Below are 12290 nucleotides of genomic sequence, written 5' to 3' on the forward strand. Positions count from 1 at the left end.
ACTTTAACAACCCTATCCATACTTGCCCTTGTCATGCCTGTTGACGGTGCTCTTGCAAAAGGTGGAAAAGACCACAAAGAAGAAACAACCACCTCGAAAAGCATCGTAAAACCTATGATGTCAGAAATATATCAGTGGTCAGCTGATTTTGAGGTACGTAGTTACTTTCAAATTAAAAAAACGCTGGTGTTAGATTATAGAGAACGTGGATTGAAAGTTGAAGCCAACGCAACTACAACAGGCTTGTGGGATTCTTACGAAGTTCATGTCGAAGAATTCGATGAAGATACAGGAGATTGGTTCGTTGTTGACACCGTAGACTTAAGCGACGGAAGAGACACCGCCTATTTTGCTGATCTTGAGCAGGCTACTAAATATCGTATAAGTATTGAAGGATCTGTTGAAGGGACCGTATGGGTATATAAATTAGTCGATTAAATTATCGACTATCGCGCTGTATCGCGACGCATTAATTAGGCTACACATTCTACTTAAAAACTTTCGTGGAAGTTGAGTTGCCGAAATCCCCCCTTCTTGCTAGCCCTGATTGCCGGGGGCTACATTATTTCACGACTATATGCGACTATGGGTACACCGATATATCGTGTTCAAATATGAAAACTTGCTATGAAGAGCTTGCCGAGAGGTTAACAATCTGCTTTAAGAAATTGCGAGTTGCCCATCGTTGACTTGAAGCGGCTCGACAGCCAGACGTTGGAAGTCTCGTACCATTACTCCTGATTTTCGCACGAAACGGTCAAGGGGCTGTCTCAAAAGTCGATGTATCGACTTAGAGATGCCCCTTTTGAATTTCAAAAACCTTGACAAACCAATGTTGCCATTTTGGTGCCTCTGGCATATTGGGACTTTTTGGACAGCCCCATCTTTTTTCCCGTGCCCTACTCATCCGCCCAATCGAAAAACCCGGACAACAAACTCTCCTGCCCGGCACTACCCATAACCTTCGCTTCCAGCCGAACTATCCGCTTTTGATACGCCTGCGCCTCGGCCTTGGAACGGTTGCGCAAGAGCGTGCCCCGCTTTTTCCACTGCTCGTAGGCTTGCCGCGTATAGCGGAGCGCCTTTTCCGCGTCGCCGAGCTGGTGCTCGCACAGCTTGGCGGCCTCGATGTAAACCTCTTCGGGGACATAGCCGGACGATGCCATGCACGACTCCCAGACATGCAAAGCCTGCCGCCAGTCCTTCTGCTTTTTGTACAGGTGGCCGATGGCAAGCCTTGCCCGATTGCTCCAGGCATGGCCGCTGTCCGCTACGAAGCGGTAGCCTGCCAGCGCTGCTTCCTGGTCGCCCAGCGCGTCGTACCATCTGGCAATTTCAAAGCGTTCCTCCGGGGAGGCGGCCACGTCGGGCTGATCCGTCAGCAGCCGGGTCATATGGATGTAGAGCGTAATGAGTGAGAGGACGTCTGTCTCGTTATGCCGCAGCACCCCTGCGATCACGTCAGGGTCCTGCGAGTGCAAAAAATCGAAGTAGCGCACAGGCGCGAGGTAGCCGGGCAAATCGTCCTCGCGGAAAACGTCCAGCTTTTCCTGTTCGATGATTCCAAGGCGGCACGATTCCAGTTCGGCCTTCCACAGTCGGCGCGCACCGTGCAACAGGTCCAGGTGACCAAAGACAGGCAAGGCCGGAACCTGGTCGCGCACCAGCGTATGCCTTGTCCGCACCTGCGGCCAGTCGAACGACTTTCCGTTGAACGTTACGAGATGCGACGATTTTTCCGCCTGCGCGAGAAACGACTGGTACAAGGTCGCTTCCGCATGGGGGGCAGGCAAAAAATGCTGGCGCACGACAACCTCTTCTCCCTCCAGGCGGCTGTAGCCCAGCAGGAAAACAGCGTTGCCCGCTCCACCGGACAGCCCGGTCGTCTCCGTGTCAAAAAACAGCAACTCTTCTGCCTTCCTGCCCGCCGCCGACAGCGGATGCTCCCTGCCGGACGCCTCCCAGATGGCAATGGCCTCGTGCAGCTGGGCAAAGCTGTAGGCGCCGTGCCGCTGGCTGACGGGATAGCGCACCTCGCGGATCATGACGTGCTCGTCGTCCCAAAAGTAGGGGGCCGCCTGCAAGGACTGCCATCTGTCCGCAAAGGGAATGGGCGGTTTTTCGGGTTCGGACGGCATAGGCGCGGGCTGTTCCGACGGCTGTCCTGCCGAATGTCCGGCCGGCTGCTCGGCCTGCTCTCCTGCCGCGGCAGGCTCGTTCGCCACCTTGCCCGCGTCCAGCGACATGTGCCCCTTCATCCGTTGCAGCTTGGATTTAAGAGACATGGACGCTTCCCCCTTGGGCGATGCGCAGCAAGGTCATCGCCAGCTCCTTGCTGCCGTCGTCGGTCGCGCCGACGCACGACGGGCAGCCTGACGTGCACGGGCAGGAGCTGATGAGCCGCTCTGCCTGGGCGAGAATCGTCTCCATTTCCTTGTACACCTGCTCCGACAGGCCGATGCCGCCCGGATAGCGGTCGTACAGGAAAATCGTCGGCTCCTGCGAGTGGACGGCCTTGCGCTGGGGAATGACGTGCAGGTCCAGCGGGTCGCACATGACAAACAGCGGGGCCACGTGCTGGAGCACATGCGCGAGGCCGACCAGGCCGCGCTCCACGTCCTCTGTGCCGATCTCCTCCAGGAGCGAATCGGAAAAGCCGATCCAGGCCGCGTTCGTGTGCAGCTCCTCCTCTGGCAAATGAATCGGGCCGGAGCCGATGTTTTCGTGCGTCTCGAACTTGATCTTTTTGAAAATCGTCGCCATCGCGTGCACGGAAACTTCCCCGTAGGCGAAAGCGCTCTGCCCGTGGCGGCGGGTCTGGTCCTGCTCCAGCACCTTGAGCTGGACGGCGAGGTTCGCATCGGTGTAATAGTCGACCTGCACTTCCCGGACGTACGCCTTCTTTTCCTCGTAGTCGAGCTTCTCGACCTGGTACTGCGTCCCTTGGTGCAAGTAAATAGCTTCCTCGTGCAACAGCGTCATCGAGCTGAAGCGGTCCATTTCCCCGATGACCCGCTCGTTGCCCCGCTCGCTGATGTCGATGATGACCACGTTTTCCTGCGAGGCCGACCGCAGGCTGATGTTGTGGGCCGGGAATGAATCGTTCATCCAGAACCATTTGCCGCGCGAATAGTGCAGCACTTGCTCCTCGGTCAAAAACTCCAAGACTTCCGTAATTTCCGCACGGCCAAACGTGTCGCCTTCGCGAAACGGCAGCTCGTACGCCGCGCATTTCAGATGGTCGACCAAAATGATGAGGTTGTCGGGGTTGATCCGCGCCGTCTCCGGACTGCGGTCAAAAAAGTACTCCGGGTGGGCGATCACGTACTGATCCAGCGGCGTCGAGCTGCCGACCATGACGACGACCGACTCGCCCTGACGGCGGCCTGCCCGGCCCGCCTGCTGCCACGTGCTGGCGACAGAGCCGGGATACCCGGTAATGACGCACGCCTGCAACTGTCCGATGTCTACGCCCAGCTCCAACGCGTTCGTGCTGACTACGCCCATGATGTCGCCGCTCCGCAAGCCGCGCTCGATCTCCCTGCGCTGGCTCGGCAAATAGCCGCCGCGATATCCTTGAATCGTCTTCGGGCCGAGCTTGCGCTTAATCAGCTCCTGCAAGTACGTCAGCAAAATTTCCACCCGGACGCGGCTTCGCGCAAACAGGATCGTCTGAATGCCGTTGGTCAAAAACTGCTCGGTAATGTCCCGCGCCTCCAGCGTGGCGCTGCGCCGGATGTTGAGCTGGCGGTTGACCACAGGCGGGTTGTAGAAGACGAAATGCTTGACGCCGGACGGCGCTCCGTTGTTGTCGACCAGCTCTACCTGTTCCTCCGTCAGCGCTTCCGCCAGTTCGCGCGGGTTGGCGATCGTCGCCGAGGTGCAGATGAACTGCGGCGCGCTGCCGTAAAAGGCGCAAATCCGCTTGAGGCGGCGAATCACATTGGCGACGTGGCTGCCAAAGACGCCGCGGTATGTATGCAGCTCGTCGATGACGATGTATTTCAAATGCTCGAAAAACGAAACCCATTTGGTGTGGTGCGGCAAAATGGCGGAGTGCAGCATGTCCGGGTTGGTGATGACGATATTGCCCGCCTTGCGCACCATTTGCCGGATGTTGGCCGGAGTGTCGCCATCGTACGTTTCCGATTTGATCGACAGCCCCATTTCGGTAATCAGCTCGTGCAGCTCTGCTTTCTGGTCCTGCGCCAACGCCTTGGTCGGAAACAGGTAGAGCGCGCGCGCCTGCGTATCCTCTGCCAGCGTCTGGAGAATCGGCAGATGGTAGCACATGCTTTTCCCGGAGGCAGTCGGCGTGACCGCGACGATATGCTTGCCCGCTCGCACATGGCGAAAAGACGTTTCCTGGTGCGTGTACAAAGAGGCAATTCCTCTTCGCGTCAGCGCTTCCCGGATGCGCGCATCCATCTCCTGCGGAAACGGAACCGTTTTGGCCTCGCGGGCCGGAATGACCCGCCAGTGGGCGATATTGTCGCGAAAACGCTCGTCTGTTTTCAAATGCTCCAAAATACTTGCCATGTCTTTTTTCATCTTCACCAGGCTCACCTTCTTGCCCTTATTCTACGAATGGACGTTCGGGTTGTAAACCCCTTCGGACGTTTTGGCCAAAGCGACTTTTCCCGGGAGACAGGCCAGGTGAGACGATGGCTTGGCCCGTCCAAAAGAAAAAGCCGCCAGATAAGCCTGGCAGCTTCTTTTCTTGCCCCTTTATTTCTTCGCTTCGCCGAGAATTTCAAAGATCACTTCCGCATTGTGCGTATTGTCGATCAGGCCGGAAAATCTTTCTTTCCATGGACCGTACGCGTACACGTTGACGTCCTCGCCTGTGTGGCCGCCCGTTGTCCAGCCGGTGAAGGAGCGTTTGTCAAAAATCGCTTCGATTGCGTTGTCGATCTCGACTTGCTTCTTCGTTTCCGCCGCCTTTTTCACGGAAGCGATCTCCTCTGGCGTCAGTTGCAGGTCGATGTACTTTTTCAACGTTTCTTCCACGCTCGCGCCTTTGGCGATTCCCGCGGCGATGAAGTCAGGCGTGCGCTTCGCCGCCTTGATTGGCGCGACGAGGAAGTTGTACTCTTCCTTCGCCCCGACAGACAGCCCGCCCGTGGAGTGGTCCGCTGTCGCGACAACGAGCGTGTTTCCATCCTTTTTCGCGAAGTCAATGGCAGCCTTGAACGCCTTCTCGAAGTCTTCCATCTCGCTCATCGCCGCCACGATGTCGTTGTCGTGACCAGCCCAGTCGATCTGGCTGCCTTCCACCATCAAAAAGAAGCCTTCCTTGTTCTTGCTCAACCGCTCAATCGCGGCCTTTGTCATGTCTTCCAGGGACGGGGTTTTGTCCGTGCGGTCGATCATTTTGTCCATTCCGCCTGCTGCGAACAGACCGAGAATTTTGTCATTTTTGTCGCTCAGCAGTTCCTGCTTGCTCGTGACGTAGCTGTAGCCGTCTTTTTTGAATTCTTCCGTCAGATTGCGGTCCTTGCGCACGAAGTTGTTCAGGCCGCCGCCCAGCAAGACGTCGACGGAATGCTTGCCGTCAATGCGCAAGTCGTAGTAGTCGTCGGCAATCGCGTCCATGTTTTTGCGGCTCTCATCGTGCGCGCCGAACGAAGCCGGGGTCGCGTGCGTAATTTCCGAAGTAGCCACCAGGCCAGTCGATTTGCCGACTTTTTTGGCCCGCTCCAGCACTGTCTCTACCTCTGATTTGTCGTTGTCGACCGCAATCGCGTTGTTGTACGTCTTCACACCGGAAGACATGGCGGTCGCCGCAGAGGCGGAGTCGGTGATGTTTTGCTTTTCGTCTTCGGCATAGGTCATTTGCGCCCCGACCAAATATTTGTCAAACTCGGTCGGCTCCATGACAGGAGTCGCCGGGTCGTCTTTCATGTAACGGTAAGCCGTTGTATAGGACGTGCCCATGCCGTCGCCGATCAGGAAGATGATGTTTTTGACCTGGGCGTTGCCCGCTTTATTTTCTGCCGCCTTGACCAGACCGGAATTTCCGCCAAACAGCGCCGTCGTCAGGGCCAGGGAAGAGATGACAGCTACTGGGACAAGCTTTTTCGGGAATGTGCGAAACATTTTGTACCTCCTGCAAATAGGAATGTTCATAAGCATGTCACCAATCATACTCTTCTTCTGTTGAGCTCGGACGGGCTTTGTGTAAAGAAATGTAAGCGATTGGTAAAGGCGGCGTTAACAAACGGGCTGCGCCTGGTCTTGGCGAAAACGCCGCTGTCCGGCTGCACAAGTCTGTAGCCGCTTTTGGAATAGAGCGAGCCGGAAAACGCGTCCGACACTGCCTCCAGCCGGAAGTCTGCCTCGTTCTGCGGTTCCAGGCCCATTTGCCTTGCCAGCGCCTGGTAGGCATAAAAAGCGCCCTTCGTCGACCAGTAGTAGAGCGCCTGGTCGTCCATGAAGCCTTGTCCCGCAAAACCGGACATCGCCCGCTAGAACTGCCAGGCCACAGGCAGGCTCTCGCATTCGAAAAATACCCCGCCGATCAGTACGACCACAAGCGTGTAGATGTGGCCGACAGCGGCATGCGCCTTTTGCAGCAAGCCCAGGCAGCCATTTTTCCAAGATGATGAACTGCCATCTGCGCCAAAACTCCGAAATGCTTTTGGACATGTACGGATAGCGGAAGTTTTCCATAAAGTCAAAGCCGAACATTTTCCCCAGTCCGCGCGCCATGTCCGAGTAGCCGCTGAAGTCAAAGTAAAGCTGGAAGGCAAATGCCACAATGCCGAGCCAGGCGAGAAAAGTCGTCAGCTCGTCGGTCGGCGTCGCTTTCACGTCGGACCACAGCAGCCCGATGTTATTGGCGAGCAGCACTTTTTTCGCCAGTCCTCTGACCAACAGCGCCGCCCCTTCGCCGAATGGCCCGATTGTCGCCATGCGGGCGACGAGCTGCCTCGCGATATCGCCGATTCTCTCCCTCGCTTTTTGGAAACGACTCGCAATGCAATCCTTGCCTACCTAAAGAGCGTACAGGGCCGAGATCAAGATCAGATGCAGAACGAATCGACACGGCGTAAAAAATGCATAAAAACGACCAGACAAAAAAAAGCGCAGAAACGTGTTCTGCGCTTGAATGCTATTCGTTTTTCGGAAGCTGGAAAAAAAGCTCGACGCCTTCTTCCATATTGCACACGCCGAACGGCACGTCATGCAATATTTTTTTGCAGATAGCCAGCTCGAGGCCGGTTCCTCCCGTGGAACGCTGGCGAGACGGCTCTCCGCGGAAAAAGTGGCCCTATATTTTTCTGTATTTTTCCGGATGCTCCTCGGGAATACGGGCGCCTTTGTTCTCGATGCTGACTCGTGCCATCTTGCCTTCGTCGCGGATGGAGACGACGATCGCTTCCAGCACCGCATAACCTTCGTTTTCGAAGTAATCCTTCATGATTTCCCGCAAAATCGGTTCGTCCTCGACTATCAGGATGTTTTTGTTCATGTCTGTTCTCCCCGTGTCATGTTTACCTGACATGGCTCAGTCTTTCTCTGCGATCAGCGCCGACAAGTGATGGATCAGCACGCGCTCTACCTTCGGCCCGTCCAGGCGCTTCGGCTCGAGATAGGCGTGCAGCGCAAGCCCGTCGACCAAGGCGTAAAGCCGCTCTGTCTCCAGCTCCTTGTCCGTGTTTGCAGGCAGCAGTCCGGACTGTTCGGCATAGTCCATGAGCTTTTGCAGGCCAGGGTAAATGCCGTCGTACTGCGCATCCAGACCGCCCGGCTTATGGCGGAAGTAGGCGGTAAAGGCGAACCAGACCTCCATTTCCGCCATCTTTTCCCGATTGGTAGGCACAAGTTCCAGAATCGTCTTGATAAACTTCTCTCGCGGCGGCAAATCAAGCGAAATAATCTCGCGGATGCGAGCCGTCGCCCTCTCCTTCACGAGCTTCATCGAATACGCCAGCAGCTCGTCCTGTGTGCTGAAATAATGCCGCAGCGCCCCTAGCGACAGCCCTGCCTCTGCCGCGATATTGCGAACCGTCGCTCCCTCCATTCCCCGCTCGCTGATGACCCGCCAGGTCGCTTCGGCTATTTGTTCTCTTCGTTTTTCATGATCGATTTGTTTTGGCATAGCTGTATTTTACCAAGCCCGAACGGGACGAGCAATTAAATAATACACTTGTATTAAATAAAAACAGATGATAAAATCTTTTTACAATACATCTGTATTAAAAAAGGAGAGCGTAAACGTGAACTGGATCGCGTGGATGATCGTTGCCTGTGAAATTGGTTTTTGGGTCGTGATTGCTCTGGGGTTGGCCGTGCGGTATGGCTTGGGAAAAGAGCGGCTGGGGCTTTTTATCCTGGCGCTGACTCCCCTGGTCGACCTTGTTTTGCTGGCCGTGACCAGCGTGGACTTGTACCGGGGCGCAACCGCGACCATGGCTCATGCGCTGGCTGCTGTCTATATCGGCGTGTCGATCGCTTTTGGCAAAGGCATGATTCGCTGGGCGGACGACAAGTTTTTGTACTATGTGAAAAAACAGCCACTGGCGAAAAAGCCGAAGCTGTACGGGATGGCTTACGCCAGGTCGTATGCCAAAGGCTGGTTCAAGCACGTTTTCGCCTACCTCATCGGGGCGGGACTGCTGCTCGCGATGATCTTTTTTGTCGGGGATGCCTCGCGGACCGGGGCTTTGGAGCGGGCGATGCTGCAATGGGCGGTTGTGCTCGGCATTGACCTTTTGATTACCGTCAGCTTTTTTGTCTGGCCCAAACGGAGCAAAAGCGCCAGCTCTTGACGGTATAACCGTCGACGTCCAGACAAAGCCAAAGCCAGGCTGGCACAAATACGATGATGCAGGAACAGCGAAACCAGTGTGCGCGCGGCACAGGGACGCTGTTCCTTTTTTGCATAAAAGCCAAGCCAGCGGCCATACACATGGTGAGTGGCTGCGCCAAAAGCAGACGAAACTTGTCGTAAAGATGAGGGAGGTTGGTCGGAAATGACCTCACACAAAAAGGGAGAGCGCATCCCGGAGCCGATGCGGGGAGACGGTACGGGGTGGGTCGATCTCGGGCCGCGCAACATCGAGCGGGATCGGCAAAATCCGAACATGCTCGTGCCGCCCGTCACCGATGCAGGCTTGCTGCCGAATTTGAAGTTTTCCTTCTCCGACGCCACGATGACGCTGAATCACGGCGGCTGGTCGCGCGAAGTCACCGTGCGCGAGCTGCCGGTTGCCACTACGCTCGCTGGCGTGAACATGGCTCTGACGCCAGGCGGTGTGCGCGAGCTGCACTGGCATCCGAACAACGACGAGTGGCAATACTACATTTCCGGCCAGGCTCGCATGACCGTTTTTGCCGGAAATGGAACAGCCCGCACGTTTGACTACCGGGCGGGCGATGTCGGCTATGTGCCCTTTGCGACAGGGCATTACTTTCAAAATACGGGAAACGAGACAGTCTGGTTTTTGGAAATGTTCAAAAGCGACCGCTTCGTCGACGTCTCGCTCAACCAGTGGATGGCGCTCACGCCGCACGAGTTGGTCGCTTCCAATCTGAACGTAGGCCCGGAGTTGCTGGACGCCTTGCGCAAGCAAAAATGGCCCGTCGTCAAATACCCGGGGTACGGCTACGATCCGGACAGGGGGTGAGCCTCGCTTTAGACGGCCGGATTCGGCCGGATGTCCGGCCCGCTCACATATTCAGTACGCCCATGGATTGGATATGCTGCTTCGTCTCCTCTGTTCCGCATTCGTAAATGGCGCTGTATATTTGCTTCAGGCAGTTGTCGTATTGATCGTTTTCCTCGTCAAAATGATAAGGAATCGCGACGACATGCCCGCGCAAAAAGGTGCCAAACTCATACTCGGTCCTTTCCTCAAACAAGCTTTTCAGCGCGTGAACCTGGCGATCCGTCGCTTCAATCTCGAACTCGTACCCGGAGTCGCCCTGATTTTCCATGATCGTCCCTGCCTGAACAGATACGTAATACCTTTTTTTGTCCATTGTGTTACTCTCGCCTCCCCAACGCTAATATACGAGTACGGAGATCAGCAATATCGCGAGCAGCACCGCAAACGCCCCCAAGTAAAACAGCATCCCCACATTCCCGAGAACTTTGTGCTTGACGGTCGTCTGACTGATGTTGTTGTCCACTTCCTTCGTCTCCTGGCGTTTGGCGTAGCGGATGGTCAAAAACAGCCCTACCAAAAAAATCAGGCCAAAAATCGCATAGTAAATGCCTGGATAGTGGAGCATTTCCCTTCCCCGCTTCCTCTTCTGATGATTGTTTATAGTTTGCGAGAGTCCGGGTTTTTTATGCATGCGGGCGGGAAATGCCGTCTCAGTCTTACCGCATGAGCTGCTGCACGCCTTTTATCAGGCGCCAAATTTCCTCTTCTGTGTTGTACGGAGCGATTCCGGCGCGAATCCAGCCGCCGCTGTGCGCAATTCCGGCCAACTCCGCCAAGCGGGAGGCGTAAAAATCGCCGCTCGCGATAAAGACGCTGTGCTGCTCGGCCATTTGCAGGCATGCTTCTTCCGGCGCGAGCTTGTCCAGACGAAAGGCGACAGTCGGCGTTTTCGCCACGCCAGCGGCTGCCTGATAGAGCGTTACGCCTGCGATTTGTCGCAGCTCGTTGCGCATCAGCTCAGCCAGACGGTTTTCGTACTGCTCCAGGTTGGCAAAAGCGGAAACGAGCCGCTCGCGGCGATTGCTCCCTGTCCCGAGCGAGGCGATAAAGTCGATGGCGGGCGCGATTCCTGCAATGCCTTCATGGTTTTGCGTCCCCGTTTCCAGCTTGTCCGGGATATAAGTTGGGGCTTTGGCCTCCTTCTCGTTGCGTTTTTCCTCTGTTTTCGTCTGCGTGAGGCCGTCACTTGCGGCTTAGCTTTTGCAAGCGTCTGTACAGCGTAGCGACGCTGATGCCCAAAAACTCGGCGGCCTTGCGCTTGCCCTCGGTGCTTTTTCCGAAACGCTGCACCGCCTGCAAAATGAGCTGTTCCTCGGTTTTTTCCAGGGAAAGCTCTGCCGCCTGTGGCGCCGGAGTGGCAGAAGCAAGCGGTGCAGATGGCGTTGCCTGGCTCTGCGACTGTGTAGCCAGCCCTTCCTCGCTCGTCCGGCTTCCGCGAATGATCGCAGGCAGGCTGCTGATCGTCACGAGGTCGCCAATCTCCAGATTCACGATGTACTCCAGCGTGTTTTCCAGCTCGCGTATATTGCCGGGCCAATGGTAGTCGATCAGGCATTTCAGCGCCTGCGCCGAAAAGAGCTTCGGCTCTTTGCCGAGCTTGTCCGCGAACAGCTTCAAATAGTAGTGGATCAGGTCGTACAAGTCTTCTTTGCGCTCGCGCAATGGCGGGACGTACAGCGGAATGACGTGCAGCCGATAGTACAAATCTTCGCGAAACTGGCCGCTGACGATCATCGCGTCGAGGTCCTTGTGCGTCGCGGCAATCAGCCGGACATCGACCGGGATGCTTTCCGAGCCGCCCACCCGCTCGATGCGCCGCTCCTGCAGGACGCGGAGCAATTTGGCTTGCAAAAACGGCGGCATGTCGCCAATCTCATCGAGAAACAGCGTGCCGTTCAAGGCCAGCTCGAACCGCCCTGCCTTGCCGCCTTTTTTCGCCCCCGTAAACGCCCCTTCCTCGTAGCCAAACAGCTCGCTTTCCAGCAACGCCTCCGGTATCGCTGCGCAGTTGATCGCGACAAACGGCCCGTCGCTACGCGAGCTGGCCTGGTGGATCGACTGGGCGAGCACTTCCTTTCCGGTGCCGCTCTCCCCGCGAATGAGCACGGTCGAGTCGCTTTTCGCGATTTTTCTGGCCGAGTCTTTCAAGGCGATAATCGCCTCGCTGTTCCCGCGAATGTCCGCAAACGTATAGCGCGTGACGTATTTGCGGTTTTTTTCCTGCTCCGTCTCCATCTGCTGCCGCGTGAACTGCAAGATCGCGCCCTCCGGCTTTTGGTCGATGTACAGCGGGTGCAGCCGACAAAGACACGGAAGGCGTTTGCCGCTCCCGTCCACGATCTCGACCGGAAAATCGCGCAGCGGCTTGCCTTTTTTGACGAACCCGAGCAGCTTGGACGTAGCGACGAACGCCTGCAAGCTTTTCGTCAGGAGAACAGCCAAAGAACGCTGCCAGACGTGCTCAGCCGCCTGATTGGCGTGGATGACATGCCCCGTCGCATCGACGACGAGAATCGGCACAGTGATGAGCGACAGCAGCCCTTCTACCTCTTGCAAAAGCAGTTTTCTCTCTTTGCTCTCCTGTTCTGTCATGGCTATGTTCCCCGTTCTTGCTAA

At 56.3% G+C, this 12290-nt stretch carries 13 protein-coding genes and 1 pseudogene; 4 read left to right on the top strand and 10 right to left on the bottom strand.

From position 1 onward, the window contains the following. The coding region (locus AC3WJN_RS19595) for a hypothetical protein (protein ID WP_492329316.1) at positions 1 to 438 on the top strand (438 nt) is incomplete at its 5' end. Positions 439 to 899: 461 nt separating this feature from the next. On the opposite strand, the gene AC3WJN_RS19600 is transcribed toward AC3WJN_RS19595, so the two are convergent. The 4 genes from AC3WJN_RS19600 to AC3WJN_RS19615 form a co-directional block, all read right to left on the bottom strand. Beyond that, entirely contained in the window at positions 900 to 2285 is a 1386-nt protein-coding gene (locus AC3WJN_RS19600) for a ribonuclease H-like domain-containing protein (RefSeq protein ID WP_005829505.1), read from the bottom strand. After that, complete coding sequence (locus AC3WJN_RS19605; protein ID WP_005829503.1) at positions 2275 to 4557, bottom strand: DEAD/DEAH box helicase; 2283 nt, start codon at positions 4555 to 4557, stop codon at positions 2275 to 2277. Before AC3WJN_RS19605 ends, AC3WJN_RS19600 begins: the two co-directional genes overlap by 11 nt. A 171-nt stretch (positions 4558 to 4728) precedes the next feature. Beyond that, the gene (locus tag AC3WJN_RS19610; RefSeq protein ID WP_005829501.1) at positions 4729 to 6099 is read right to left on the bottom strand and encodes an alkaline phosphatase; all 1371 of its coding nucleotides are present in this window, start codon (positions 6097 to 6099) and stop codon (positions 4729 to 4731) included. 44 nt (positions 6100 to 6143) lie between these two features. After that, positions 6144 to 6461 (bottom strand): hypothetical protein, encoded by a 318-nt coding sequence (locus AC3WJN_RS19615; protein WP_035317200.1) that lies wholly within the window; start codon positions 6459 to 6461, stop codon positions 6144 to 6146. An 82-nt stretch (positions 6462 to 6543) separates the two neighbouring features. On the opposite strand from AC3WJN_RS19615, the gene AC3WJN_RS19620 reads away from it, so the two are divergent. Continuing rightward, the gene (locus AC3WJN_RS19620; protein WP_007783009.1) at positions 6544 to 7209 is read left to right on the top strand and encodes a hypothetical protein; all 666 of its coding nucleotides are present in this window, start codon (positions 6544 to 6546) and stop codon (positions 7207 to 7209) included. Positions 7210 to 7375: 166 nt separating this feature from the next. Here AC3WJN_RS19620 and AC3WJN_RS19625 read toward each other — a convergent pair. Further along, positions 7376 to 7474 (bottom strand): annotated as a pseudogene (locus tag AC3WJN_RS19625) (two component transcriptional regulator); the annotation flags it as partial. A gap of 36 nt (positions 7475 to 7510) precedes the next feature. Then, on the bottom strand, positions 7511 to 8104 hold the full coding sequence (locus AC3WJN_RS19630; protein WP_005829495.1) for a TetR/AcrR family transcriptional regulator: 594 nt from the start codon (positions 8102 to 8104) through the stop codon (positions 7511 to 7513). Positions 8105 to 8222: 118 nt separating this feature from the next. On the opposite strand from AC3WJN_RS19630, the gene AC3WJN_RS19635 reads away from it, so the two are divergent. Both AC3WJN_RS19635 and AC3WJN_RS19640 read left to right on the top strand, forming a co-directional pair. Further along, positions 8223 to 8774: a hypothetical protein gene (locus tag AC3WJN_RS19635; protein WP_005829493.1), complete on the top strand. Its 552-nt coding sequence runs from the start codon at positions 8223 to 8225 to the stop codon at positions 8772 to 8774. Between the two features lie 204 nt (positions 8775 to 8978). Beyond that, entirely contained in the window at positions 8979 to 9632 is a 654-nt protein-coding gene (locus AC3WJN_RS19640) for a cupin domain-containing protein (RefSeq protein WP_005829492.1), read from the top strand. Positions 9633 to 9675: 43 nt separating this feature from the next. Here the strand turns inward: AC3WJN_RS19640 and AC3WJN_RS19645 are convergent, their stop codons facing one another. From AC3WJN_RS19645 to AC3WJN_RS19660, 4 genes are all read right to left on the bottom strand, one after another. Then, on the bottom strand, positions 9676 to 9987 hold the full coding sequence (locus tag AC3WJN_RS19645) for a hypothetical protein (RefSeq protein ID WP_005829490.1): 312 nt from the start codon (positions 9985 to 9987) through the stop codon (positions 9676 to 9678). Between the two features lie 24 nt (positions 9988 to 10011). Then, complete coding sequence (locus AC3WJN_RS19650) at positions 10012 to 10239, bottom strand: hypothetical protein (RefSeq protein WP_005829489.1); 228 nt, start codon at positions 10237 to 10239, stop codon at positions 10012 to 10014. A gap of 91 nt (positions 10240 to 10330) precedes the next feature. Further along, positions 10331 to 10792, bottom strand: coding sequence for an aminotransferase class V-fold PLP-dependent enzyme (locus AC3WJN_RS19655; protein WP_309479745.1), 462 nt, complete (start codon positions 10790 to 10792; stop codon positions 10331 to 10333). A 64-nt stretch (positions 10793 to 10856) separates the two neighbouring features. Beyond that, positions 10857 to 12266 carry a sigma-54 interaction domain-containing protein gene (locus tag AC3WJN_RS19660; RefSeq protein WP_005829486.1) on the bottom strand — a complete coding sequence of 470 codons (1410 nt, stop codon included), beginning with the start codon at positions 12264 to 12266 and terminating at the stop codon, positions 10857 to 10859. Positions 12267 to 12290 lie beyond the last annotated feature (24 nt).

The sequence above is a fragment of the Brevibacillus sp. FW306-2-1A-C05A genome (assembly GCF_058781555.1).

Excerpts from the sequence above, each read along its gene's own strand:
- AC3WJN_RS19660 (WP_005829486.1), bottom strand. The coding sequence starts at position 12,266 with ATGACAGAACAGGAGAGCAAAGAGAGAAAACTGCTTTTGCAAGAGGTA.
- AC3WJN_RS19600 (WP_005829505.1), bottom strand. The coding sequence starts at position 2,285 with ATGTCTCTTAAATCCAAGCTGCAACGGATGAAGGGGCACATGTCGCTG.
- AC3WJN_RS19650 (WP_005829489.1), bottom strand. The coding sequence starts at position 10,239 with ATGCTCCACTATCCAGGCATTTACTATGCGATTTTTGGCCTGATTTTT.
- AC3WJN_RS19615 (WP_035317200.1), bottom strand. The coding sequence starts at position 6,461 with ATGTCCGGTTTTGCGGGACAAGGCTTCATGGACGACCAGGCGCTCTAC.
- AC3WJN_RS19610 (WP_005829501.1), bottom strand. The coding sequence starts at position 6,099 with ATGTTTCGCACATTCCCGAAAAAGCTTGTCCCAGTAGCTGTCATCTCT.
- AC3WJN_RS19620 (WP_007783009.1), top strand. The coding sequence starts at position 6,544 with ATGTGGCCGACAGCGGCATGCGCCTTTTGCAGCAAGCCCAGGCAGCCA.
- AC3WJN_RS19640 (WP_005829492.1), top strand. The coding sequence starts at position 8,979 with ATGACCTCACACAAAAAGGGAGAGCGCATCCCGGAGCCGATGCGGGGA.
- AC3WJN_RS19645 (WP_005829490.1), bottom strand. The coding sequence starts at position 9,987 with ATGGACAAAAAAAGGTATTACGTATCTGTTCAGGCAGGGACGATCATG.
- AC3WJN_RS19630 (WP_005829495.1), bottom strand. The coding sequence starts at position 8,104 with ATGCCAAAACAAATCGATCATGAAAAACGAAGAGAACAAATAGCCGAA.